This window comes from Sporosarcina luteola (assembly GCF_007991495.1).
In the GTDB taxonomy this organism is placed as follows: Bacteria; Bacillota; Bacilli; order Bacillales_A; family Planococcaceae; genus Sporosarcina; species Sporosarcina luteola.
Genome location: NZ_BJYL01000006.1, coordinates 84,832 through 106,930, shown reverse-complemented (window position 1 = coordinate 106,930; position 22,099 = coordinate 84,832). Strand labels below are relative to the sequence as shown.

Sequence of the window (22,099 nt, the reverse complement as noted above, 5' to 3'; positions counted from 1 at the left end):
GGGGGGGGGGGGCGGGCGGTGAGCCTCCTCGTCCGCGCAGCTACGCTTTGCTACCTGCGGGGTCTCACCTGTCCCGCTTATCCCCCAGGAGTCGCCGCCTTCCGCTTCAATCCTTAGAGACGACTTGTAATTTTCGATTCTTCCCCCTAAGATTTCCCTATAGGAATGGAAATAAACTGATCCCTTACAATAAACTTCTACATCAGCAGCATCTTCTCCCAATTACGCATAAATGCCTTTAGAAGCGCATAAATCAAATAAAATAATCATAAAAGGTCATAATTGCGCATAAAAGCCAGTAAAGACGCTTAAATGAACAACATGCACGCATATACCGAATCTACTATATGTAAAAACGGTCATAAACACTGAATGTTCTTCAGCATTTATGACCGCACTTCCACATTATTCAAACGTCCCAGGAGGGATTCGAACCCCCGACCCACAGCTTAGAAGGCTGTTGCTCTATCCTACTGAGCTACTGAGACAAGTAATTAGCAACCAACGATTGCCAACGACAAATATTATTATAGGCAGGGTTATTGGAAAAGTCAACGCTAATTTGCGATATTTTTTAATTCTGTCGAATCAATGATTTCTAATCTAAGATTTTTAAACGAAATTTTATAACCTGCTTCGTCATGATCCCATTCAATTTCCGCGAATGTCGGTTCATTGCCTGCCCGTGGAAGCAAGGTGCTGCCAGGATTGAGGAATAGGATGCCATCTTTCATTTCCGCACCATACAAATGGGAGTGGCCGAAAAGCACGATGTCTGCCTGATGTTCACGGGCAGTATAATACAACGGCAATAGTGTCCTTTTGCAATCATGTTCATGGCCATGGACCATCACTACCCTTTTGCCTCCTACCTCAACGATAAGGGATTTCGGAAACCCAACGTCCCTATCGCAATTCCCTCTTACTATATGCATGCCACTCAATAACGGATCTTCCGCCAACAGCTCACTATCCCCACAATGAAATAGAGCATCCGCCGGCAACGCGGAAACGGCTTTCACCGTCTCCTTATCACCATGCGAATCGCTCATCACAATGATCTTCATTGGGAATCACCGAACGAGTCCATCAACTGTGGCAAATGCTCTTTCAGTTGCTGCAGAGCTGCCCCACGGTGCGAAATCTGACCTTTTTCTTCAGGTGACAATTCAGCCATCGCACGATCCATTTGCGGCAAATAAAAAATCGGGTCATAGCCGAAACCGTTAGTGCCCCTTTTTCCAGTGAGGATTCTTCCCTCACAGCTGCCCGAAAATGTTACGGTCTTCTGATTCGGACCCGCCACAGCAAGGACGCATCGGAAACGCGCCGTACGTTCCGTCTCAGGCACTCCCTGAAGCTCTGTTAGCACTTTCTCGATATTTGCCTCATCACTCTTCAAAGAACCGGCATAACGCGCTGAATAGACGCCTGGAGCGCCGTTGAGCTTATCGATTTCGAGCCCGCTGTCATCCGAAATCACCATGACACCCAATAGTTTTGAAACCGTTTCAGCCTTCAGGATGGCATTTTCTTCAAACGTCACTCCTGTTTCTTCTACATCGATGTCTTGTTCGATATCATTAAGTGTTAAAACTTCGATGCCGAACGGTTTGAAAAGTGCTTCAAAGTCTTTTGCTTTCCCTTTGTTGTTTGTAGCGATGAGCACCTTTTTCATGATTGCTCGCCTTCCTTCCGTCCGATGTTCATAGCAATATCGCCAAGCACTTCACGTTGGATTTCGATAAGGCGCCCTATGCCCAATTCAGCGAGTTCGACAAGATCATTCATTTCCTGCCTTGTGAATGTCGCTTCTTCTCCTGTTCCCTGTAATTCGACAAATTCACCTGCACCCGTCATGACAACGTTCATATCGACTGCCGCTTCGGAGTCTTCTGGGTAATCCAAGTCCAGGATAAGCATTCCGTCTTCCGTTTTCCCTACGCTGATTGCCGCAAGAAAATCGCGGATTGGGAAACTCTTCAATCCCTTTTCTGCCGTCAATTTCGAAACAGCTATGCACATTGCAACAAATGCCCCAGTAATCGAAGCGGTTCGTGTTCCTCCATCCGCTTGGATAACATCACAATCGATCCAGACAGTCCTTTCGCCGAGTGCTGTTAAATCTGTCACAGCACGCATCGCTCGTCCAATTAAGCGTTGGATTTCCATCGTCCTGCCGCCAACTTTTCCGCGCGAGGATTCCCTTTGCGTCCTTTGGCCAGTCGCTCGGGGAAGCATCGAATATTCCGCAGTCACCCAGCCTTGTCCACTCCCTCTAAGAAACGGTGGAACCCTTTCCTCAATGGTTGCCGTACAAATAACCTTTGTGTTTCCGACTGAAATCAAAACAGACCCTTCTGGATGTATTAGATAATCCTTTTCAATCGTAACCGGCCTTCCCATTTCTGCAGTTCTTCCATCATGTCTCATTTTCGGATACCCTCCACTAGTTAAATTCAGCATCCATCTTACCATACACATTTTCATCAAAGCAAAAACCCGGATGCCTATATTGGCTTCCGGGCTTTAAAGAACAATATGTCTGACATCGGGACTTTCAATTTTAAGCCAATCGGATGCGATTGAGATAAAATCTTCCAACTTCCCTGTTGTAAAGAAAATAGGTTCACTCTTTTTACCAATGTTGTTGGCAATGCCAAGGTCTGCTAAAGTCCTTTCCACATCCATGACTGTTTCATATGCTGAAGATACAATTGTAACGTTCTTCGGTAATTGCTCTTGGATATGGTTAAGTAGAAGCGGATAATGCGTACAGCCTAATATCGCCGTGTCAAATTTCGATTTGGCAATCGGCTCTAAAGATTTTTTCATAATCGGGCTAATATCCATTCGTTTATATTGACCACTTTCAACGAGAGGAACGAATTCCGGACAAGCAAGCGGGAAAATCTCCGTGTCAGCCGCAATGGCGGAAATGGCATTTTCGTAAGCGCCGCTACGAATTGTTCCAACTGTGCCTAAAACGGCAATCTTTCGAGTAGCCGATACAAGAGCAGCAGCCCTCGCCCCCGGTTCAATAACGCCTAGAATCGGAAAAGGAAAATGCTTGCGCAAATCATCAAGGGCAACCGCGGTAGCTGTGTTGCATGCTACTACAAGCATTTTTATCCCCATATCAGAAAGTGCCACAGCCATCTCCATCGTGAATTTCTTCACTTCTTCGACCGAACGTGGCCCGTACGGACAACGCGCATCATCGCCTATATAAATTATTGTTTCTTCGGGTAAAAAACGAATCATTTCCTTCACGACGGTTAATCCGCCGACACCGGAATCAATTACCCCGATTGGTGCATCATACGGTGTTTTCAATCCTTGATCATCTCTTTATGCAGTTTTGTCATTAAACGGGAAAGCTCTTTTATTTCTACTTCTGTAAAATCTTCAAGAATCGTATTCAAATATTGTTGACGTTTATCAATCACTTCTTCAATAATACGTTCACCTTCACCCAATAAGTGTATACGAACGACTCTGCGATCATGTTCGTCGCGAATCCTCTTGACGAGCTTATTATTTTCCATGCGATCGACAAGATCCGTCGTTGTACTGAACGCCAGATACATTTTATTGGATAAATCCCCGATCGTCATATCACCGTGCTCAAATAACCATTGGAGCGCGATGAATTGGGGTGGTGTGATTGTATAATTTTTTAAGATTTTTCGGCCTTGCTGTTTAATAATCCCGGATATATACCGAAGTTCCTTTTCAACGTTTTCGGCCCCGTCAACATTTACTCCATTGTATTCCGTCACGTATACCAGCTCCCTGAAAACGAATACTATCTACTTATTGTCACCTTTTTCAACATAGAACGCAACTATTTTTTAAGTGAGTCCTAAGTAAACACTGAATTTCAGGGAATTGAGTCTGCCTGGTTATACGTCCAGCCTTCAACTTTGACGTTCAAAAATGGAACGACAAAGACAATTGCCTAATTCAGTTTCAGCTCCCCTAATCGCAATAATTCGACAATCGCTTGTGCCCTACCGGATACTCCTAATTTTTGAATGGTATTAGAAATATGATTCCGGACGGTTTTTTCGCTAATGCCGAGCCGTCCTGCGATTTCTTTCGTCGTATGATCATCCACTAATAGATGAAAGATTTCTCGCTCCCTTGCTGTCAGCAAAGAACGGTTTTTCATTTCTCCTGTCAAGACGCGCCCCCTCCTATCCACGTTCACTTTACAATATGTGAAGATGGTTTAGGCTGTGCCGGCTCGTTCATCATTTTATATGGAAAATGCCGATTTTTGCTCGTCGCTCCACGGAACAGATTTACCGGTTGTCCGATCAATTTGAACAATCGAGCCTCTTCCCGTAAAAACGATTTTCTCTTTTGCGTTTTTCGCCATGTAATGAATGTCTACAGAACTATTGCCAACCGACGCTGCTTTAACAAAAATCGACAGTTTTTCATCAAAAAAAACTTGTTTCATGTAATCACATTGCAGATCCGCCACTACAGGAATTGTCGTACCTTTTGGATCTAGCCAATCCGCCATATGGCCAACTTGTTTTAAAAATTCAATTCTAGCATATTCAAAATAAGTGAACGTTACTGTATTGTTTAAATGCCCATACATATCCGTTTCTGAAAAACGGACAGATACTGGCACTGAAAAGGTGAACTCTTCAGCCCATTTCTCTAAATCCTCAATATATCCAATTCTCAACATCCCCACTCCCCTTCAAATGAATGAACATTCATTCTTTTATTATAGCAAAGTACTATTAAACATCAATAGCCTTTTCCAACTGCTTCTTGACTTGCCCTACACAACAAAATAAAACCCACTCTGCAAGTATATGCAGAGTGGGTAAATGAACTGAAATCAATCAGTCAACCATATGGTCACTTCCGAAGAAGTTCTTGAACATTTGAACAGTCGTAGCGCGGTTCATCGCTGCGATGGATGTTGTCAACGGAATGCCTTTCGGACATGCGACAACACAGTTTTGAGAGTTACCACATTCACCGATACCGCCATCGGACATAATTGTTTGCAGTCTTTCGTCTTTGTTCATCGCCCCTGTTGGATGCGCGTTGAACAGACGGACTTGAGACAACAATGCCGGTCCGATAAAGTTCGATTTATCGTTCACGTTAGGACATGCTTCAAGACAAACACCGCATGTCATACATTTGGATAATTCGTAAGTCCATTGACGTTTACGTTCAGGCATACGTGGCCCTTCTCCTAAATCGTATGTTCCATCAATTGGAATCCAAGCTTTGATTCGCTTTAAGGAGTCGAACATGAACTCGCGGTCGACAACGAGGTCACGGACGACAGGGAACGTTCTCATCGGCTCAAGGCGAATAGGTTGCGTCAACTGATCAACCAATGCTGTACAAGATTGACGAGGACGGCCATTGATCACCATGGAACAAGCGCCACATACTTCTTCAAGGCAGTTCATATCCCAGTTTACCGGCGTCGTCTTTTTGCCATCGGCATTCACCGGATTACGACGGATTTCCATAAGAGCGGAAATGACGTTCATATTCGGTCTATAAGGGATTGAAAAGCTTTCCCAATATGGTTTTGAATCAGGAGTATCTTGTCGTTGAATTTCAAACTTTACTGTTTTACTTGCAACTTGCTGCTCTTGGACAGCTGTTTGCTCACTCATTTGTGTCAATCTCCCTTCGCGGAATAGTCACGTTTACGCGGTGGAATCAAGGATACATCCACATCTTCATATGAAAGGATCGGTGCAGATTTTCCGTCAAATTCTGCAATTGTCGTTTTCAAGAAGTTTTCATCATCACGATTCGGGAAGTCCGGTTTGTAATGTGCGCCGCGGCTTTCATTACGATTAAGCGCTCCTAATGTGATAACGCGAGCCAAATAAAGCATGTTTTTCAATTGGCGTGTGAAAGTCGCACCTTGGTTCGACCACAGTTGCGTATCGGTAACGCTAATGTTTTCATAACGCTCAAGAAGCTCTTGGATTTTATTATCCGTTTCTTGAAGTTTGTCATTATAACGGACGACCGTTACGTTTTCAGTCATGATTTCGCCGAGTTCTCTATGAAGCATGTAAGCATTCTCGGTTCCATCCATTTTCAACGTTGCATCCCACTTCTGCTGCTCGTCCTTGATTGCTGCATCGAAAAGTGTAGAAGGCAGTTCGTCTGCTGTTCGTTTTACACCGCGCATATATTTAACAGCTTCCGGACCTGCAAGCATTCCGCCATAAATCGCGGAAAGAAGCGAGTTAGCTCCAAGACGGTTCGCACCATGTTGGGAGTAATCACATTCACCTGCTGCAAATAATCCAGGAATGCTTGTATGCTGTTCGTAGTCAACCCAAAGTCCGCCCATTGAATAGTGGACAGCCGGGAAAATTTTCATTGGCAATTTGCGTGGATCATCGCCTGTGAATTTCTCATAGATCTCGATGATTCCGCCAAGTTTAATATCAAGCTCATGTGGATCTTTATGAGAAAGATCTAAGTACACCATATTTTCGCCGTTGATGCCCAATCTTTGGTTTACGCACACATCAAAGATTTCACGAGTCGCAACGTCCCGGGGAACCAAGTTTCCGTAAGCAGGATATTTCTCCTCTAGGAAGTACCAAGGTTTACCGTCTTTATATGTCCAAATACGTCCACCTTCACCACGAGCTGATTCACTCATCAGACGAAGCTTATCGTCTCCAGGAATTGCCGTCGGATGAATTTGGATGAACTCACCGTTTGCATATTTCGCACCTTGCTGATAAACGATGGAAGCAGCCGAACCAGTGTTAATGACTGAGTTCGTAGATTTACCAAAGATAATTCCAGGGCCGCCAGTAGCCATGATAACTGCGTCACCAGGGAATGCTTTGATTTCCATGCTTTTCATGTTTTGTGCTTTGATTCCACGGCAAATTCCTTCATCATCCAAAATGACTCCTAGGAATTCCCAATGTTCGTATTTCTGAACGAGTCCAGCCACTTCATGACGGCGGACTTGCTCGTCCAATGCATATAGAAGCTGTTGGCCAGTCGTTGCGCCAGCGAATGCTGTACGGTGATGCAATGTACCACCAAAACGACGGAAATCTAAGAGTCCCTCTGGTGTACGGTTAAATGTAACACCCATCCGATCCAATAAGCTGATGATTCCAGGTGCTGCTTCTGTCATCGCCTTAACTGGCGGCTGATTCGCTAGGAAGTCCCCTCCATATACAGTGTCATCAAAGTGGATATACGGCGAGTCGCCTTCACCTTTTGTATTCACTGCACCATTTATGCCGCCTTGTGCACAAACGGAGTGGGAGCGTTTAACCGGAACGAGCGAGAATAGGTCAACAGCGACTCCTTCTTCCGCAGCTTTGATAGTTGCCATCAAGCCTGCAAGACCACCGCCGACGACAATCAATCTGCCTTTTGCCATTATTGTTTCACTCCTCAAATTTTACATGTTCTTGTAACGCAGTTCATCGAGCTATCAGACAACGAATGCCAATAGCGCTTGTACGCCAATTACCGAAAGTACTAGGAATGCTAAAATTGTAATGTAAGATACGATTTTTTGTGAATTTGGTGACTGCGCAATTCCCCAAGTGACAGCGAATGACCAAAGGCCATTTGCCAAGTGGAATGTGGCAGAAAGGACACCGACAATATAAAACGCAAGCATGAATGGATTCGACAGGATGTTAGCCATCATATCGAAGTCAACTTCTGCGCCAAGTGCCTTTTGAATTCTCGTTTCATAAATATGCCAAGCAATGAAGATAACGAGGAATACTCCCGTCACACGTTGCAATAGGAACATCCAGTTACGGAATGTGCCGTAGCGCTTGACATTATTTTTCGCAGTGAAAGCTATGTACACGCCATAAAACGCATGGAACATTAATGGAATATAGATAATGAACCATTCCAAAAACAGGACGAACGGCAAGTTCCCCATGAAATTGGATGCTGTGTTGAATGCTTCTTCACCGCGCGTTGCAAAATGGTTGACGACCAAGTGTTGAGTAACGAACAACCCAACCGGAATAACTCCGAGCAATGAATGCAGTCGGCGCAAGTAAAAATCTGATTCTCTCGACAAGTCTTTTACCCTCCCTTATTAGTGAGGTATGTCAGAAATGGTCGTCACGTTTTATACAAAATGAAGACCGTTGACGACATACCTCTTCATGGTACAATAAGATAACATGTTCATTGTACTCCTCGCTTTTGAGGAGGTCAAGATGATGTGAACTTTTCGGGACATCTTCGAAAGGTTCATCAAATATTCGGATTTCCCCGAAAGGACTGCATAATCTTTGGATAAACATATAATCGATAGCCCCACCCGATTAGGTTATGAAATTATAAGAGATCATGTGTTGCCTAATATCCTTGGCAAGCATGAAGATGATATCCTATACTGGGCGGGGAAAGAAGTCGCCCGGAAATTCCCCATTTTCTCCATAGATGAACTGCCTGCCTTTTTCGCCGAGGCTGGTTGGGGCCTACTTACTTCCGGGAAAATTTCAAAAGACGAAGCGATATTTCTATTACACGTTGAAGATCGAACTTTGATTGAAAACAGATCCTATCAGCTGGAGGCGGGGTTCATCGCTGAACAATTCCAAAAACTCAACGGTTATCTAACGGAATGTTATGGAGAAAAAGTTCTTAAAGAAAACCAAATTCGATTCCAAGTTAAATGGGACTTGAAGACAACAATTTAATGCAAGCAACCGAAATGGGCTCATCTTTAGGATGGGCCCTTATTTTAATTCTTCTTTTTTAAAGTATTCACTCACCGTTTCGGCAATTTTCACAGGTAGACCCGCTTCATTCAACTCATCGACTGTAGCTTCCCGAATTTTTTTCATTGAGCCAAAATGCTTCAAGAGCTGCTTTTTCCGTTTTGGCCCAACACCGGGCACCTCGTCCAAAGCGGAAGTCAACGAATTCGCATCTCTTCGTTGTCTATGGAACGTTATAACGAACCTATGCACTTCGTCTTGAATCCGCTGAAGCAAATAAAACGCTTCACTCGTCCTTTTCAAAGGCACTACCTCAATAGGATTCCCGTATAACAACTGCGCCGTCTGGTGCTTATCATCTTTTGCAAGTCCAGCGATCGGAATTGATAACCCCAATTCGTCCTCAATCACTTCACGGGCAATTTCCATTTGTCCTTTACCGCCATCTATAATAATTAAATCCGGTAAGGGGAGATCGTCTTTCAATACCCTAACATACCGTCTTCTAATCACTTCACGCATCGCGCCATAATCATCGTGTGCAGCGGCTGTCCTTGTTTTGTACTTCCTATAATCCTTGCGATTCGGTCTGCCGTCTACGAACGACACCATCGCAGAGACCGGATCGACCCCGCCGGTATGTGAATTGTCAAATGCTTCAATACGTAAAGGTGTTGAAATACGCATCGCTTCTCCAAGCTCTTCACAAGCTCCAATCGTCCTTTGTTCTTGCCGTTCAATAAGTTGGAATTTTTCGCGCAACGAAATTTGTGCATTTTTTATGGATAGTTTCACAAGATCCTTCTTCTTCCCACGCTGAGGAATATAAACATTCACATTCAAAAGTTGATGGACAATTTCCTGGTCAACGCCTTCCGGCAATAATACCTCACGCGGCAATAAATGACCCGACTTTCCGTAAAATTGACCGATGAATGTAAGCATTTCTTCTTCCGGTTCTTGATAAAGGGGGAATATAGAAACCTCACGTTCTATCAGTTTCCCTTGGCGGACAAAAAACACTTGAACACACATCCAACCTTTTTCAACTGCATATCCGAATACATCACGATCCGTGAAGTCATTCATCATCATCGTCTGTTTTTCCATGACAGCTTCGATATTCGCAATCTGGTCACGGTACTCTTTTGCCCGTTCGAACTCGAGATTTTCAGCAGCAACGGCCATTTTCTCGGTCAGTTCTTTTTTCACAGTTTTGTATCCGCCATTCAAAAAGCGACTGATATCATCTATCATTTCTTTATACGTTTCCATAGGTATATCATTCACGCATGGAGCCAGGCATTGTCCTAAATGGTAGTATAAACAAACTCGATCCGGAAGTTTTTGGCACTTCCTATATGGATATAAACGGTCGAGGAGTTTCTTCGTTTCATGAGCCGCTGTCGCATTCGGATAAGGTCCAAAATACTTTCCTTTATCTTTTTTTAATTGTCTAGTCACAATTAGTTTAGGATGCCGTTCCGCGGTAATTTTCAAGTACGGATACGTCTTATCATCTTTCAGCATGATATTATATTTTGGATCATGTTGTTTGATGAGGTTCAATTCCAATATGAGTGCCTCTATATCGGAAGACGTAACGATATATTCAAAGTCTACTATTTCTCCGACAAGACGCTGCGTCTTCGCATCATGCGATCCAGTGAAATAGCTGCGGACCCTGTTTTTAAGGATTTTTGCTTTCCCCACGTAAATGATGGTGCCTTGCCGATCTTTCATCAAATAACAGCCGGGTAAATCGGGGAGCAGCGATAATTTATGTTCTATCATTTCATTCATCATTCTCACCTACTAAAAAACCGGGTTCCTGTTAAGGTTCCCGGTTTCTAATGAATTCTTACGCGTGTTTTTCGATCAGTTCTGCAAGTTGTTCTTTCGGTTGGAAACCGACAACTTTGTCGACGATTTCGCCGTCTTTGAAAAGAACGAGTGTCGGAATTGACATGATGCCGTATTCACCAGCAGTTGCTTGGTTTTCGTCGACATCGACTTTTACGATTTTCGCTTTTCCGTTAAGGTCGCCGTCGAGTTCTTCTAATACAGGAGCAATCATTTTACAAGGTCCGCACCATGTTGCCCAGAAGTCAACGAGGACTAAGCCTTCTTTAGTTTGGTCTTTAAAGTCTTGGTCAGTAGCATGAAGTATCGCCATTAGTAATTTCCTCCTTTAGTAAATCCAACTATGATTGCATTATAGCATGATGGGTTAGCACGAGCGAAATATCTGCTCCTAATGATATGTCCTGCTATACAAGGCAGTTGCTATCCGTTCCAGGCGGACGCTTTCCGTGGGGCGCGGGTGAGCCTCCTCGTCGCTTCGCTCCTGCGGGGTCTCACCATTCGCGCTAAATCCCACCGGAGTCGCCGCTTTCCACTCCAAGCAACTGAATCCTCTAATCAGGAGTGCTATTTAACTACAAATAAATTAGACCCCTAATAGATTACTAGGGGCCCAGAAAATAATTAATTAGTTTTGATTTTCTTGATTTCTTCGATCATCATTGGGATGACTTCGAATAGGTCGCCTACGATGCCGTAGTCTGCTACTTTGAAGATGTTTGCTTCTGGGTCTTTGTTGATGGCGACGATTACTTTTGAGTTGGACATCCCCGCCATATGTTGGATGGCGCCTGAGATACCTGCTGCGATGTATAGGTCAGGTGTTACGACTTTACCAGTTTGACCGATTTGTAATGAGTAGTCGCAGTAGTCAGCATCGCATGCTCCACGGGAAGCGCCTACAGCGCCGCCAAGCAGGTTTGCCAATTCTTCAAGTGGTGCGAAGCCATCTGCGCTTTTCACACCGCGTCCGCCAGCGACAACAACTTTCGCTTCTGACAAATCGACGCCTTCTGTAGATTTACGGACAACTTCGCTAATGACTGAGCGAAGATTTGTAATATCGACAGAGATCGATGAAACATCACCTGAACGGCTATCGTCTTTTTCAAGTGAAGCGATGTTGTTCGGACGAACTGTGATGAAAAGAAGACCTTCTTTACTTTTCACTTTTTCGAATGCTTTACCGGAATAGATTGGACGGATGAATACTGCATCGTCCCCTTCTCCTTCGATTGCCGTTACGTCAGAGATCAATCCTGAAGCTAGCTTACTAGCAATCTTCGGTGATAGATCTTTTCCTAATGCAGTGTGGCCAAAGACGATGGCTTCAGGGTTTTCCTGTTCGTAAACAGCCATGAATGCCTGGCTGAAGCCGTCTGATGTATAATGTTTCAAATGCGGATGTTCAACTGTGATGACACGGTCCGCACCAAATTTGATCATTTCTTCTCCTAAAGATTGGACTGAATCTCCGAATAATAGACCGACGATTTCTCCACCGCCAGATATTGTTTTAGCTGCAGCAATCGCTTCAAAAGAAACGTTACGCAATGCTCCTTCTCGAGCTTCACCAAGTACTAACACTTTTTTAGACATATAGAGTCCCTCCCGTTACGATATGAAATTCAAATTAAAGCACTTTCGCTTCTTTGTTCAGAAGTTCAACAAGTTCTTTCACTTGGTCGGATAGGTCGCCTTCAAGGACGCGACCAGCAGCTTTTTGCGGCGGAAGATAGACTTCAATTGTTTCCGTTTTTGCTTCTACGTCATCTTCATCGATATCTAAATCGTCTAGTTCCAGCTCTTCAAGCGGCTTTTTCTTCGCCTTCATGATGCCTGGTAAAGATGGATAACGAGGTTCGTTCAATCCTTGTTGTGCAGTGACTAACAATGGCAACGATGTTTCGATCGTTTCGGAATCCCCTTCAACATCTCGTACGATTTTTACTGAAGTGCCATCGATTTCAAGGTTTGTAATCGTTGTCACGTAATTGATGCCTAAAAGTTCCGCAACTCGTGGTCCTACTTGACCAGAACCGCCATCGATTGCGACGTTCCCAGCAAGGATTAAATCTGCATCTTTGTCTTTCAAGTATTCTGCAATGATTTTTGCTGCAGTAAACTCGTCCATCTCATCAAGATCATCTTCAGTGTTGATAAGAACGGCTTTATCAGCACCCATCGCCAAAGCGGTGCGAAGTTGTTTTTCCGCTTCTTCGTCTCCGATTGTTACGACAGTCACTTCACCGCCGTTTGCATCACGAACTTGAATCGCCTCTTCAATTGCATATTCGTCATATGGGTTGATGATGAATTCCGCTCCGTCTTCAACGATCTTACCGCCCGAAACAGCGATTTTCTCCTCAGTATCAAATGTCCTTTTTACTAATGCATAAATGTTCATAGTAGAGACCTCCTCGACTTTTTAATTCCCTTTAAATTGTGGTTCCCTTTTTTCAATGAATGCTTGAATTCCCTCTTTGGCATCCTCTGAAACGAAGACTTCTCCGAAAGAATCAGCTTCAGCTTTAACGCCATCATGGAAAGACTGGTGCTTTGTATATTGAAGCATGCTAAGAGCAGCTTTCATTGCTATTGGACTCTTTTTCGCAATCTTTTTTGCTAGTTCCATTGTTTTCGGGAGTAGCTCATCTTCGGTGAATGCATGATTTGCGAGTCCGAATCGGACGGCTTCTTCCCCGCTGATCGGGTCGCTCGTCAATAACATTTCCGCAGCTTTTGCAACCCCGACATACCGAGGCAATCGTTGGGTACCGGCAAAACCAGGTATAAGACCAAGTTGCAACTCAGGTAAACCCAGTTTCGCCTTTTCCGTTACGAAACGGATATGGCAGCCCATTGCAAGCTCAAGTCCCCCTCCTAAAGCAGCTCCATGAATTGCAGCGATGACCGGTTTATGAAAACTTTCAAGTCTTTCGAAGACTTTTTGACCTGCAGAAGCTAGCTCAGAGAATTGTTCTCCTGATGTAACTGTTGTAAATTCCTTTATATCGGCTCCTGCCGAAAAGAATTTTCCATCACCGTGAAGAACGATGACTCTAACTGAATCGTCATTTTCTACTTTATCAAGCATTTTGTCGATTTCCTGGATTAGACCACTTGATAACGCATTCGCAGGCGGTCTATTGATTGATACGGAAGCGACGCCATCTTCAATGGCAAACTTCAAGAATTCCATTCGACCCCATCCTTTCCGGAAATACAAGATACGTCTTCGCCTTATGTTACGGACAACTGAAATTAATTTTTAGGATTTCATGCCATTCAATATAAGGCGATGGACTTCAGGTGCTAATTTCAATAAATCATACTTTTGGTCATTCATTACCCAAGACGTTATTGTTTCGTCAATCGTTCCGAAAACCATTTGACGGGCCAGTCGGATATCGATCTTCTCGTCAAATTCGCCTTTTTCAATTCCTTCTTTTAAAATAGAATCGAGCAACACCAAGTATTCCTTGAGCACCTCGTTGATTCTGTACCGAAGGTCTTTGTTGGATTGCCGCAATTCCAATTGGGTTACAATGGCAAGGTGGCGATCGCCATGAAGCCAACGGAAATGGCTGTCGATCATTTCATAAAGCTTTTCCGTAGCTGTAATCTCTTTCTTTATTGCATTTTTAACGATTTCAACGAAGTCGCCCATCTTTTCCCGAAAAACCGAGATAAGGATTTCCTCCTTATTCTTGAAGTAAAGATAGATCGTTCCGTCAGCCACACCTGCTTCTTTCGCAATTTTCGACACTTGAGCCTGGTGATAGCCGTTTTCAGCAATAACGATGACAGCTGCATCCACAATCTGCTTATATTTAGGTTTATCGCGTTTCAATATTTTCACCACCAAAAAGAAGAAAATATGAATGACTGTTCATTCATATTTTCATATTAATCGTTTATTCGATTGTCGTCAAGTCTTTCGTTTACGAAGTTTTCACTTCTTGCTGCATTTTCTTCTTCTCTTCCTCTACAAGAGTACGACGCAATATTTTTCCTACCGCTGTTTTTGGTAGTTCTTTGCGGAATTCATATTTCCTCGGTACTTTAAACGATGCTAATTGTTCTCTGCAATATTTATTTAATTCTTCTTCTGATACTGTTTCTCCTTCTTTTAGAACAATATAAGCTTTTACTGTTTCCCCACGGTAAGGATCAGGAACGCCTGCTACAACACATTCAACAACAGCTGGATGTTCGTATAGCACTTCTTCGATTTCACGCGGGTAGATATTGAATCCACTTGCGATGATCATATCTTTCTTGCGATCAACAACATAGAAATGGCCTTCATCGTCCATGTAGCCTAAATCCCCTGTCAACAGCCAACCATCTCGGAATGTCTCGGCTGTATCTTCCGGTCGGTTCCAATAGCCTTTCATTACTTGCGGACCTTTCACTGCAATCTCTCCGACCTCGCCGGTTGGCAATGGCTCTGCTGAATCCGGCCCTAGTATACAAGCATCCGTATCCGGCCACGGAACACCGATTGATCCTTTGACGCGTCTTTCCTCCCAGACGAAATTCGCAATCGCAACTGGAGACGTTTCCGTCAGTCCATACCCTTCTACTAGCTTTCCACCAGTAACTTTCTCAAACTTTTCCTGAAGTTCCACCGGCAATGCTGCAGAACCACTAATGCATGCCTTGATGGATGAAAGATCATATTTGGATAATTGCGGGTGGTTCAACAATCCAATATAGATTGTCGGCGCCCCAGGGAATAAGGTAGGTTTTTGCTTATCAATCGTTTTCAATGCTGTATCAAAATCAAATTTAGGAATCAAGACCATTTTATTGCCCAGCATGACAGAGAGAACTAGGACAGTTGTCATTCCATACACATGGAAGAACGGGAGGATCCCCATTATAGTCTCTTCACCATCTTCGCATTTATAGAGCCATGCGTTGCACATCTGCGCGTTGCTAATGAGGTTGGCATGCGTCAACATGACGCCTTTAGGCGGGCCAGTCGTTCCACCGGTATATTGAAGTAATGCAATATCCTCATCAAAATTGAATTCGTATGAAACTGGATCCGGCTTTGCTATTTTCATAATTTCAGTAAAAAGATGGTTCATTCCCCGATGCTCGACCTTTACAACAATTCCGTGCTCTTTTTTTTGAATGAAAGGATACACAATATTTTTTGGGAAGGGTAAATAGTCCTTGATGCCCGTGATGATAATATGTTCCAGTTCAGTCTCTTTGACAACTTTTGAAATCCTGCCAAATAAAATATCGAGTGAGATGATTACTTTTGCACCAGAGTCCGCCATTTGATAGGCTAGCTCTCTTTCCGTATATAACGGATTCGTCTGCACAACGATGGCCCCTGCGTAAAGAATGCCATAGTAGGCAATCGCGCTTTGAGGGCAATTCGGAAGCATGATTGCTACTCGATCCCCTTTTTCAATCCCTAGCGACTTCAGATAGTTTGCGAATTTCAGCGCTGAGTCATGGAACTCTTTATAACTGACATTTCTCCCCATGAAATGCATCGCCGTTTTTTCAGGAAACTTATTTCTGGACTTAGTCAAAAACTCCTGCAATGGAATTCGATCATAGTCGATCGTTTTCGGTATTTCTGCCGGATACATATCCAGCCATGGTTTATCCGTCATTGTATATCCCCCTTCTCCCATTCCAATACTTAGAAAATTCCTTCTTTGTTTATTATATCGATAAATGAATCCGCTTTCAAATAGAATACTATTTTTTCCTAGAAAAAATGCCTTGACTGGGCAATTTTTCAGTCAAGGCGTATTTGTGAACATCCAGTATATTCCTACTAGGATAAATAGAACACAAACGACGAGTAGTATTTTAGATAGTCTTTCCATATCAAGTCTCCTATGAAATACTTGCACCGATTACAAATGATAGTCCGACAGAAATTGTCAATGAAATAAATCCGACCGAACGATTATCATTTTCGATTTCCTTATCAATATTAAACTTAGGTGTCAGGAATTCGAATAGAAAGTAGGCAATAACCAGTAGAACGAATCCGAACAATCCCCATCCGATCATTTGCGGGAGGGTGTTATGCTGTTCGATGGAGTAGCGGAATATATTCGCTACTCCAAAAATCTTTCCCCCGGTTGCTAAGGCAACCGCTACGTTTCCCTTCCTGATTTCTTCCCAGTTTTTATATTTGGTCACTATTTCGAAAAGTACCATCGAAAGTATTAGGCAGAGGACTACTACGCTGAAGTAGCCTGCTGTTTCGACGAGGGGATGGCTCCAAAAGCCTGTGTTTGTCATTTGAATGGCTCCTTTTGTCATTCGTTTAATCTACCCTTTACGAATGAAAACGAAAAAGGTTTCATTATCGCAATGAAAAATATTTATTTCAATTCAACTACAGTGACGCCGTGGCCGCCCTCGCCTGCTTCGCCATAGCGGTAGCTTTTTACGCGCGGGTGTTTTTTTAAGTATGTTTGGACGCCTTGACGCAAAGCTCCTGTCCCTTTTCCGTGGATGATTGATACTTGGTGGTAGTTGGATAAAAGGGCGTCGTCCAAATACTTTTCTGTCCGGTGCAGTGCATCTTCGTACCGTTCACCACGTAAATCAAGTTCCAATTTGACGTGTGAATCTCTTCCTCTGACAGAGGCCGATACTACTGGATCCTTCATTTTCTCCGGTTTTGTATATTCAAGAACCGATTCATCCAGTTTCATTTTCAAAATCCCAATTTGGACAATCCATTCCTTTGCAGACACTTTTTCGATGAGCGTGCCTTTTTGGCCGTACGAGATCACTTTGACCTCATCGCCAACCTCTAGTGGACGCGAAGCAGCTTTTGCAATAACTTTTTTCTTTTTATCTTTAGGTGCGACGCCTTCCAATCGTTTTCTCGCTTCGATCAGTTCATGCTCTTTAACGCTTGCACCGACATTGAGACGGAGTGCACGCAAATCCGATATGACCGCTTCCGATTCTACTCGCGCATCGTCCACGATTTTTTTCGCTTTCTCTTTTGCATTGTCGACGAGCTTCTCTTTCATTTCCTCGAATTCAGCAAGCTTCGTTTCTAATTCACGCTTCAAGTTTTCAGTATCAATGAGCAATGCATGTGTCTTTTCGGCGTCTTTTTCTGATTGGACACGGCTTGACTCTAAGGAAGCGATCATTGAATCGACCTCTCCACGGTCGGTTCCCGTGAATTTCTTTGCCCGTTTGATGACGTGTTCATGCAGGCCAAGTCTTCTTGAAATTTCAAACGCATTGCTTCGGCCCGGTACGCCGATCAAAAGCCGATAGGTCGGGCTTAACGTATCTATATCGAATTCAACGCTTGCATTCGCAACTCCAGGACGATTATACCCGTATGCCTTCAATTCCGGATAATGGGTCGTCGCCATAACTCTGGCGCCTGTCCCATGCACTTCATCCAAGATGGAAATGGCCAATGCGGCCCCTTCCTGAGGATCGGTTCCGGATCCAAGTTCGTCGAAAATCAGAAGCGAACGTGAATCGAATTTTTTCAGGATATCGACGATGTTCACCATATGGGATGAAAATGTACTAAGACTTTGTTCAATCGACTGCTCGTCCCCGATATCGGCATAGACAGAGTCGAAGACCGCAACTTCCGAACCATCCAATGCCGGAATTGGCAGACCGGCTTGAGCCATCAACGTGCATAATCCAACCGTCTTCAATGTAACAGTCTTTCCGCCTGTGTTCGGACCCGTAATGACGATTGTTGTAATCTCTTTTCCGAATTCAATCGTGTTCGCAACAGCTTGGTCAATTGGCAATAATGGGTGTCGGGCTTTCGCTAGACGGATATACCCTTCATTATTCACTTCGGGCTTTGTGCATTTATGGGCTGTCCCGAATTTAGATTTGGCAAGGATAATATCGATTTCAGCTAGCACATCGACTAAAACGAAAAGATCATGGGCGACAGCCTGAACTTTTACGGATAATTCTTGCAAAATCTTTTCGATTTCATCCTTCTCTTTCATTTTGAGATTACGGATTTCATTATTCGCTTGGACGACCGCATCGGGTTCGATGAATAAAGTCTGTCCAGAGGAAGACATATCATGAATGACTCCTCCGAAATGTGATCGATACTCTGATTTTACGGGAATGACAAACCGGTCATTCCGAATGGTCACAATTGAATCTGACAGCATTTTTGCAGCATTCCGGCCGCGCGTATATCCTTCAAGCTTTTCGCGCACACGGCCTTCCTGGATTCGCAAGCTTTGCCGGATCGATCTCAGCGTGCCCGAAGCACTGTCGACTACCCGACCGTTATCGTCAATCGCGGCGTTTATTTCATGTTCGAGTACTGTAAGTATCGGTAACGATTCCTTCTTTGCTAAAAAATGCGGAATTTCAATATCCTCATCAGCATCCACCGATTCGATGAACTGTCGTAAAATACGACTTGCGCGTATTGTATTGGCAGTTTCCATCAATTCATAAGCGCTCAGCACGCCTCCGATTTGGGCGCGTTTTGCATGGGGACGGATATCACTGATTCCGCCCATCGGAACATTTCCACGAACACGAAGAATGGCAAGACCCTCATCGGTCTCTTCAAGCAAACGGACAACCTCTTGGAAATCACTGACAGGTACTAATTTTTCCATATATGTGCGTCCAGCAGACGAAGTACAGTAAGTTGCAACAATGTCTCGGATTTTATCAAATTCAAGTGTTTTTAAGACACGGTTTTCCAATGTCTTACACTTCCTTTCACTTCCGTATAATTTCTCGGATAAATTTTTCAAGCGGCCATGTATTCACGACCGTCTCTTTTTTCAACCAAGCTTTTTGGGCATATTTAACGCCTATTCCCATATGCTCCAACTGATCTATTGCATGAGCGTCGGTATTAATGGCAATTTTAACATCTGCTTTTTGTGCTATTTCCAAGTACTCAATTGCCAGATCAAATCGATGCGGATTGCCGTTTAGTTCAAGTATTTTATTGTATTGCTTCGCCCATTCGATCAATTGAGGGACATCAGGATTATACCCGTCTCTTTGTCCGATAATCCGTCCCGTAGGATGAGCGATTATATTCACGTATGGGTTGCTGATTGCCGCATGGAGCCGCTCCATGATCTGCTCTTGTGACTGGTTAAAATTCGAATGGATTGACGCAATGACAAAATCCAGTTCTTGTAATAAATCATCCTCAAAATCCAGACGGCCATCCGGCAAAATATCCATTTCAGTTCCGCAGAAAATCTCGATATCATCATATTCTTCGTTTAACTTACGGATTTCCGAAATCTGGTTGCGAATCCTTTCTGGTGTAAGGCCGTTCGCCACTTTCAAATAGTGTGTATGATCTGTAATGACCATGTGGGAGTAACCCTTTTTCCGACATGCCTCAACCATTTCCCGGATGGAGTATCCGCCGTCCGACCATGTCGTATGCATATGGAAATCGCCGCGGATATCTTCCAATGTTACGAGACCGGCAATTTCATCCGCACGATCGATTTCACGCCCGTCCATTCGCAAGGAAGGGGGAATGAAAGGCAAGTCAAAATAAGCGAAGAACTCTTTTTCTGAGTCAAACGTTTTTACAGTCCCATCTTCCGTTTCAACGCCGTATTCGCTAATTTTCATTCCTTTCGACTTAGCGATTTGCCGCATTCTCACATTATGGTCTTTGGACCCCGTAAAATGATGCAATGCCGTCGCAAACTGCGCTTCTGTCACAAAACGAAAATCTGCATCGACGAGGTCTGCCATATCAAGGACGACTGACAGCTTAGCGTCCCCTCCAGCCACCGTTTCTTCAATCGGCAGCACTTCCAGCAGCTTTTCCCGAACAACGGATGGTTCATCCGTAACGATAATGAAATCGACATCGCTGCTTTCTTCCTTGGCACGACGAAAACTTCCCGCTACGGAAAAACGAATGATTTCAGAAATTCCCCGCATTTCTGCTTCGATTGATTTTACAATGGTTTCAATCTGCCAAACCGGCAGCTTCCCCTTTTTCGTTCCTAGAAGTTCGATTTCCTGCAAGAGCTTCTCCTCTGTCTTTTTACCGAAACCTGGAACTTTGCTCACTTCATGTGACTCACAAGCAGCCCGCAACGAATCTAAGGAATCAATTCCAAGTGCTTCCCTTAACTTCGCAATCTTCTTACCGCCAAGCCCGGGAATCCGTAATAACGGGATGAGTCCGCTCGGAACCTCGATTTCAAGTTCTTTCAATAAATCAGATTCGCCTTTTTCAAGCAAGTCTATGATGACAGCTCCCGTTCCCTTTCCGATCCCTTTCAGTTTTAAAATATCATCCATTTCTGAAAGGCTTCTCGGGTCGAGTTCCAGAACATTTGCCGCTTTCCGGAACGCTCCAACTTTAAATGGATTCTCCCCTAGTAATTCCATATAGAGCGCAATTTTTTCGAACGTGCGAATGATTGTTTTTTTATTCATACTAAACCACTCCTCCATTCATTCCGATCGTATTCTTTGAAAAAGGCTTCCCTCCAACCAAGGGGGAAGCCGCAAGTATTCCAAATTATTTAGTGTAAATATACCACCAATTTTTCACCATTTCCGAGAAAATTGGGGTATGCTCATACATTGCATCTGCCAAAATCGACTTTCCAATCAATTCTTGAATGAAATCAATCGGTAGCATCGCCAATAGATAGAGTACTAGGAATATAAGGATATAAAACTCTACGAATCCTAAGGCAGCTCCTCCGAAACGAGCTACGAAACCTAAAACTGGCAGGAATTTAATAAAGTCAAACATGGATGCAATGAGTTGCAAGGCAAACTTCACTGCAATAAAAATGATAACAAAAGCTAATAACCTATAAAATGTCTGATCAAGATCTAGCTGCTCTACTGTCCAATTCAACTTGGAACCCGCCGTAACGCCGGGATAAGGAATCCATAAAACAAACTTTTCGGATAATGGTTTGTAATATATGTAAGCAACAATAAGTGCGATGATGAAGCCAGTCATGTGGATCAGTTGCAAGATTAGCCCACGTCTAAATCCTGTGATCAATCCTCCTAAGAGGAGAAATACGATTAATAAATCCAGCATATACGTCCGTCAACCCTTCAGCTTATTCAATTCTTCTTCCAATTGCTCAATACGTTCTTTCATTTTCAAATAATCGTGTACACTATTTACAGCAGTAAGTACGGCAATTTTCGCACTGTCCAAGTATGGGTTCCGTGCGCTAATTTCCTTCATCCTTTCATCAACCATCGATGCGACAAGCCGAACATGACTGCTCGTTTCACTGCCGACAATTGTATATGTCTGTCCATAAATGTCAACTGCAAGGCGCGTCTTTTGCTCGTCTGCCAATGATGAAACCTCCCATGTAAAAACTCTGTACTCAATCATACCATGAAATCGATTTAGTTGAAAAGAGAAGGAGGTGTTCTTGATGAGTTGTCTATATAAATTAATGCAGGTATCTTGGATTATTGTACAATGAGTAAAGATACGTTTGATGGAGAGG

At 43.6% G+C, this 22,099-nt stretch carries 23 protein-coding genes and 1 tRNA gene; 1 reads left to right on the top strand and 23 read right to left on the bottom strand.

From position 1 onward, the window contains the following. Positions 1-414: 414 nt before the first annotated feature. From SLU01_RS03060 to SLU01_RS03010, 11 genes are all read right to left on the bottom strand, one after another. Positions 415-488: transfer RNA gene (locus SLU01_RS03060), tRNA-Arg, on the bottom strand. A 69-nt stretch (positions 489-557) separates the two neighbouring features. Then, positions 558-1,067, bottom strand: coding sequence for a metallophosphoesterase (locus tag SLU01_RS03055; RefSeq protein ID WP_147055205.1), 510 nt, complete (start codon positions 1,065-1,067; stop codon positions 558-560). Next, positions 1,064-1,678 carry an XTP/dITP diphosphatase gene (locus tag SLU01_RS03050; protein WP_147055203.1) on the bottom strand — a complete coding sequence of 205 codons (615 nt, stop codon included), beginning with the start codon at positions 1,676-1,678 and terminating at the stop codon, positions 1,064-1,066. Before SLU01_RS03050 ends, SLU01_RS03055 begins: the two co-directional genes overlap by 4 nt. Beyond that, entirely contained in the window at positions 1,675-2,433 is a 759-nt protein-coding gene (rph, locus tag SLU01_RS03045) for a ribonuclease PH (RefSeq protein WP_147055201.1), read from the bottom strand. The genes SLU01_RS03050 and rph overlap by 4 nt, the downstream gene beginning before the upstream one ends. A gap of 96 nt (positions 2,434-2,529) precedes the next feature. Beyond that, positions 2,530-3,336: a glutamate racemase gene (gene racE, locus SLU01_RS03040; protein ID WP_147055199.1), complete on the bottom strand. Its 807-nt coding sequence runs from the start codon at positions 3,334-3,336 to the stop codon at positions 2,530-2,532. After that, complete coding sequence (locus SLU01_RS03035) at positions 3,333-3,782, bottom strand: MarR family winged helix-turn-helix transcriptional regulator (protein WP_147055197.1); 450 nt, start codon at positions 3,780-3,782, stop codon at positions 3,333-3,335. Before SLU01_RS03035 ends, racE begins: the two co-directional genes overlap by 4 nt. A gap of 179 nt (positions 3,783-3,961) precedes the next feature. Further along, positions 3,962-4,174 (bottom strand): helix-turn-helix domain-containing protein, encoded by a 213-nt coding sequence (locus SLU01_RS03030; RefSeq protein ID WP_060204861.1) that lies wholly within the window; start codon positions 4,172-4,174, stop codon positions 3,962-3,964. 87 nt (positions 4,175-4,261) lie between these two features. Further along, entirely contained in the window at positions 4,262-4,708 is a 447-nt protein-coding gene (locus SLU01_RS03025; protein ID WP_147055194.1) for an acyl-CoA thioesterase, read from the bottom strand. A 160-nt stretch (positions 4,709-4,868) separates the two neighbouring features. Then, entirely contained in the window at positions 4,869-5,666 is a 798-nt protein-coding gene (gene sdhB, locus SLU01_RS03020; protein WP_147055192.1) for a succinate dehydrogenase iron-sulfur subunit, read from the bottom strand. 5 nt (positions 5,667-5,671) lie between these two features. Next, positions 5,672-7,423, bottom strand: a complete 1,752-nt coding sequence (gene sdhA, locus SLU01_RS03015; RefSeq protein WP_147055190.1) for a succinate dehydrogenase flavoprotein subunit — start codon at positions 7,421-7,423, stop codon at positions 5,672-5,674. A 54-nt stretch (positions 7,424-7,477) separates the two neighbouring features. Further along, positions 7,478-8,089: a succinate dehydrogenase cytochrome b558 subunit gene (locus tag SLU01_RS03010; protein WP_147055188.1), complete on the bottom strand. Its 612-nt coding sequence runs from the start codon at positions 8,087-8,089 to the stop codon at positions 7,478-7,480. Between the two features lie 217 nt (positions 8,090-8,306). On the opposite strand from SLU01_RS03010, the gene SLU01_RS03005 reads away from it, so the two are divergent. Beyond that, positions 8,307-8,717, top strand: a complete 411-nt coding sequence (locus SLU01_RS03005; RefSeq protein WP_246110851.1) for a YslB family protein — start codon at positions 8,307-8,309, stop codon at positions 8,715-8,717. A gap of 39 nt (positions 8,718-8,756) precedes the next feature. On the opposite strand, the gene uvrC is transcribed toward SLU01_RS03005, so the two are convergent. The 12 genes from uvrC to zapA form a co-directional block, all read right to left on the bottom strand. Then, entirely contained in the window at positions 8,757-10,541 is a 1,785-nt protein-coding gene (uvrC, locus tag SLU01_RS03000) for an excinuclease ABC subunit UvrC (protein ID WP_174842606.1), read from the bottom strand. Between the two features lie 58 nt (positions 10,542-10,599). Continuing rightward, positions 10,600-10,914, bottom strand: a complete 315-nt coding sequence (gene trxA, locus SLU01_RS02995; protein WP_147055186.1) for a thioredoxin — start codon at positions 10,912-10,914, stop codon at positions 10,600-10,602. Between the two features lie 311 nt (positions 10,915-11,225). Continuing rightward, positions 11,226-12,200, bottom strand: a complete 975-nt coding sequence (locus SLU01_RS02990) for an electron transfer flavoprotein subunit alpha/FixB family protein (RefSeq protein ID WP_147055184.1) — start codon at positions 12,198-12,200, stop codon at positions 11,226-11,228. A gap of 34 nt (positions 12,201-12,234) precedes the next feature. Next, entirely contained in the window at positions 12,235-13,008 is a 774-nt protein-coding gene (locus tag SLU01_RS02985) for an electron transfer flavoprotein subunit beta/FixA family protein (RefSeq protein WP_147055182.1), read from the bottom strand. Positions 13,009-13,029: 21 nt separating this feature from the next. Further along, positions 13,030-13,803: an enoyl-CoA hydratase gene (locus SLU01_RS02980; protein WP_147055180.1), complete on the bottom strand. Its 774-nt coding sequence runs from the start codon at positions 13,801-13,803 to the stop codon at positions 13,030-13,032. Between the two features lie 69 nt (positions 13,804-13,872). Beyond that, positions 13,873-14,454: a fatty acid metabolism transcriptional regulator FadR gene (fadR, locus tag SLU01_RS02975; protein ID WP_147055178.1), complete on the bottom strand. Its 582-nt coding sequence runs from the start codon at positions 14,452-14,454 to the stop codon at positions 13,873-13,875. Positions 14,455-14,545: 91 nt separating this feature from the next. Beyond that, positions 14,546-16,243, bottom strand: a complete 1,698-nt coding sequence (locus SLU01_RS02970; protein ID WP_147055176.1) for a long-chain-fatty-acid--CoA ligase — start codon at positions 16,241-16,243, stop codon at positions 14,546-14,548. Between the two features lie 229 nt (positions 16,244-16,472). After that, positions 16,473-16,886, bottom strand: a complete 414-nt coding sequence (locus SLU01_RS02965) for a DUF350 domain-containing protein (RefSeq protein WP_147055174.1) — start codon at positions 16,884-16,886, stop codon at positions 16,473-16,475. An 83-nt stretch (positions 16,887-16,969) separates the two neighbouring features. Next, positions 16,970-19,324, bottom strand: coding sequence for an endonuclease MutS2 (locus tag SLU01_RS02960; RefSeq protein ID WP_147055172.1), 2,355 nt, complete (start codon positions 19,322-19,324; stop codon positions 16,970-16,972). A 16-nt stretch (positions 19,325-19,340) separates the two neighbouring features. Beyond that, on the bottom strand, positions 19,341-21,047 hold the full coding sequence (polX, locus tag SLU01_RS02955; RefSeq protein WP_147055170.1) for a DNA polymerase/3'-5' exonuclease PolX: 1,707 nt from the start codon (positions 21,045-21,047) through the stop codon (positions 19,341-19,343). A gap of 85 nt (positions 21,048-21,132) precedes the next feature. Continuing rightward, positions 21,133-21,672: a CvpA family protein gene (locus SLU01_RS02950; protein WP_147055168.1), complete on the bottom strand. Its 540-nt coding sequence runs from the start codon at positions 21,670-21,672 to the stop codon at positions 21,133-21,135. 9 nt (positions 21,673-21,681) lie between these two features. Continuing rightward, complete coding sequence (zapA, locus tag SLU01_RS02945; protein WP_147055166.1) at positions 21,682-21,942, bottom strand: cell division protein ZapA; 261 nt, start codon at positions 21,940-21,942, stop codon at positions 21,682-21,684. Positions 21,943-22,099 lie beyond the last annotated feature (157 nt).

What these genes read in the sequence shown, in the direction of transcription:
- SLU01_RS03055 (WP_147055205.1), bottom strand. Translation starts at nt 1,067, where the DNA reads ATGAAGATCATTGTGATGAGCGATTCGCATGGTGATAAGGAGACGGTG.
- SLU01_RS03050 (WP_147055203.1), bottom strand. Translation starts at nt 1,678, where the DNA reads ATGAAAAAGGTGCTCATCGCTACAAACAACAAAGGGAAAGCAAAAGAC.
- rph (WP_147055201.1), bottom strand. Translation starts at nt 2,433, where the DNA reads ATGAGACATGATGGAAGAACTGCAGAAATGGGAAGGCCGGTTACGATT.
- SLU01_RS03030 (WP_060204861.1), bottom strand. Translation starts at nt 4,174, where the DNA reads ATGAAAAACCGTTCTTTGCTGACAGCAAGGGAGCGAGAAATCTTTCAT.
- SLU01_RS03025 (WP_147055194.1), bottom strand. Translation starts at nt 4,708, where the DNA reads ATGTTGAGAATTGGATATATTGAGGATTTAGAGAAATGGGCTGAAGAG.
- sdhB (WP_147055192.1), bottom strand. Translation starts at nt 5,666, where the DNA reads ATGAGTGAGCAAACAGCTGTCCAAGAGCAGCAAGTTGCAAGTAAAACA.
- sdhA (WP_147055190.1), bottom strand. Translation starts at nt 7,423, where the DNA reads ATGGCAAAAGGCAGATTGATTGTCGTCGGCGGTGGTCTTGCAGGCTTG.
- uvrC (WP_174842606.1), bottom strand. Translation starts at nt 10,541, where the DNA reads ATGAATGAAATGATAGAACATAAATTATCGCTGCTCCCCGATTTACCC.
- trxA (WP_147055186.1), bottom strand. Translation starts at nt 10,914, where the DNA reads ATGGCGATACTTCATGCTACTGACCAAGACTTTAAAGACCAAACTAAA.
- SLU01_RS02990 (WP_147055184.1), bottom strand. Translation starts at nt 12,200, where the DNA reads ATGTCTAAAAAAGTGTTAGTACTTGGTGAAGCTCGAGAAGGAGCATTG.
- SLU01_RS02985 (WP_147055182.1), bottom strand. Translation starts at nt 13,008, where the DNA reads ATGAACATTTATGCATTAGTAAAAAGGACATTTGATACTGAGGAGAAA.
- SLU01_RS02980 (WP_147055180.1), bottom strand. Translation starts at nt 13,803, where the DNA reads ATGGAATTCTTGAAGTTTGCCATTGAAGATGGCGTCGCTTCCGTATCA.
- SLU01_RS02970 (WP_147055176.1), bottom strand. Translation starts at nt 16,243, where the DNA reads ATGACGGATAAACCATGGCTGGATATGTATCCGGCAGAAATACCGAAA.
- SLU01_RS02965 (WP_147055174.1), bottom strand. Translation starts at nt 16,886, where the DNA reads ATGACAAACACAGGCTTTTGGAGCCATCCCCTCGTCGAAACAGCAGGC.
- polX (WP_147055170.1), bottom strand. Translation starts at nt 21,047, where the DNA reads ATGAATAAAAAAACAATCATTCGCACGTTCGAAAAAATTGCGCTCTAT.
- SLU01_RS02950 (WP_147055168.1), bottom strand. Translation starts at nt 21,672, where the DNA reads ATGCTGGATTTATTAATCGTATTTCTCCTCTTAGGAGGATTGATCACA.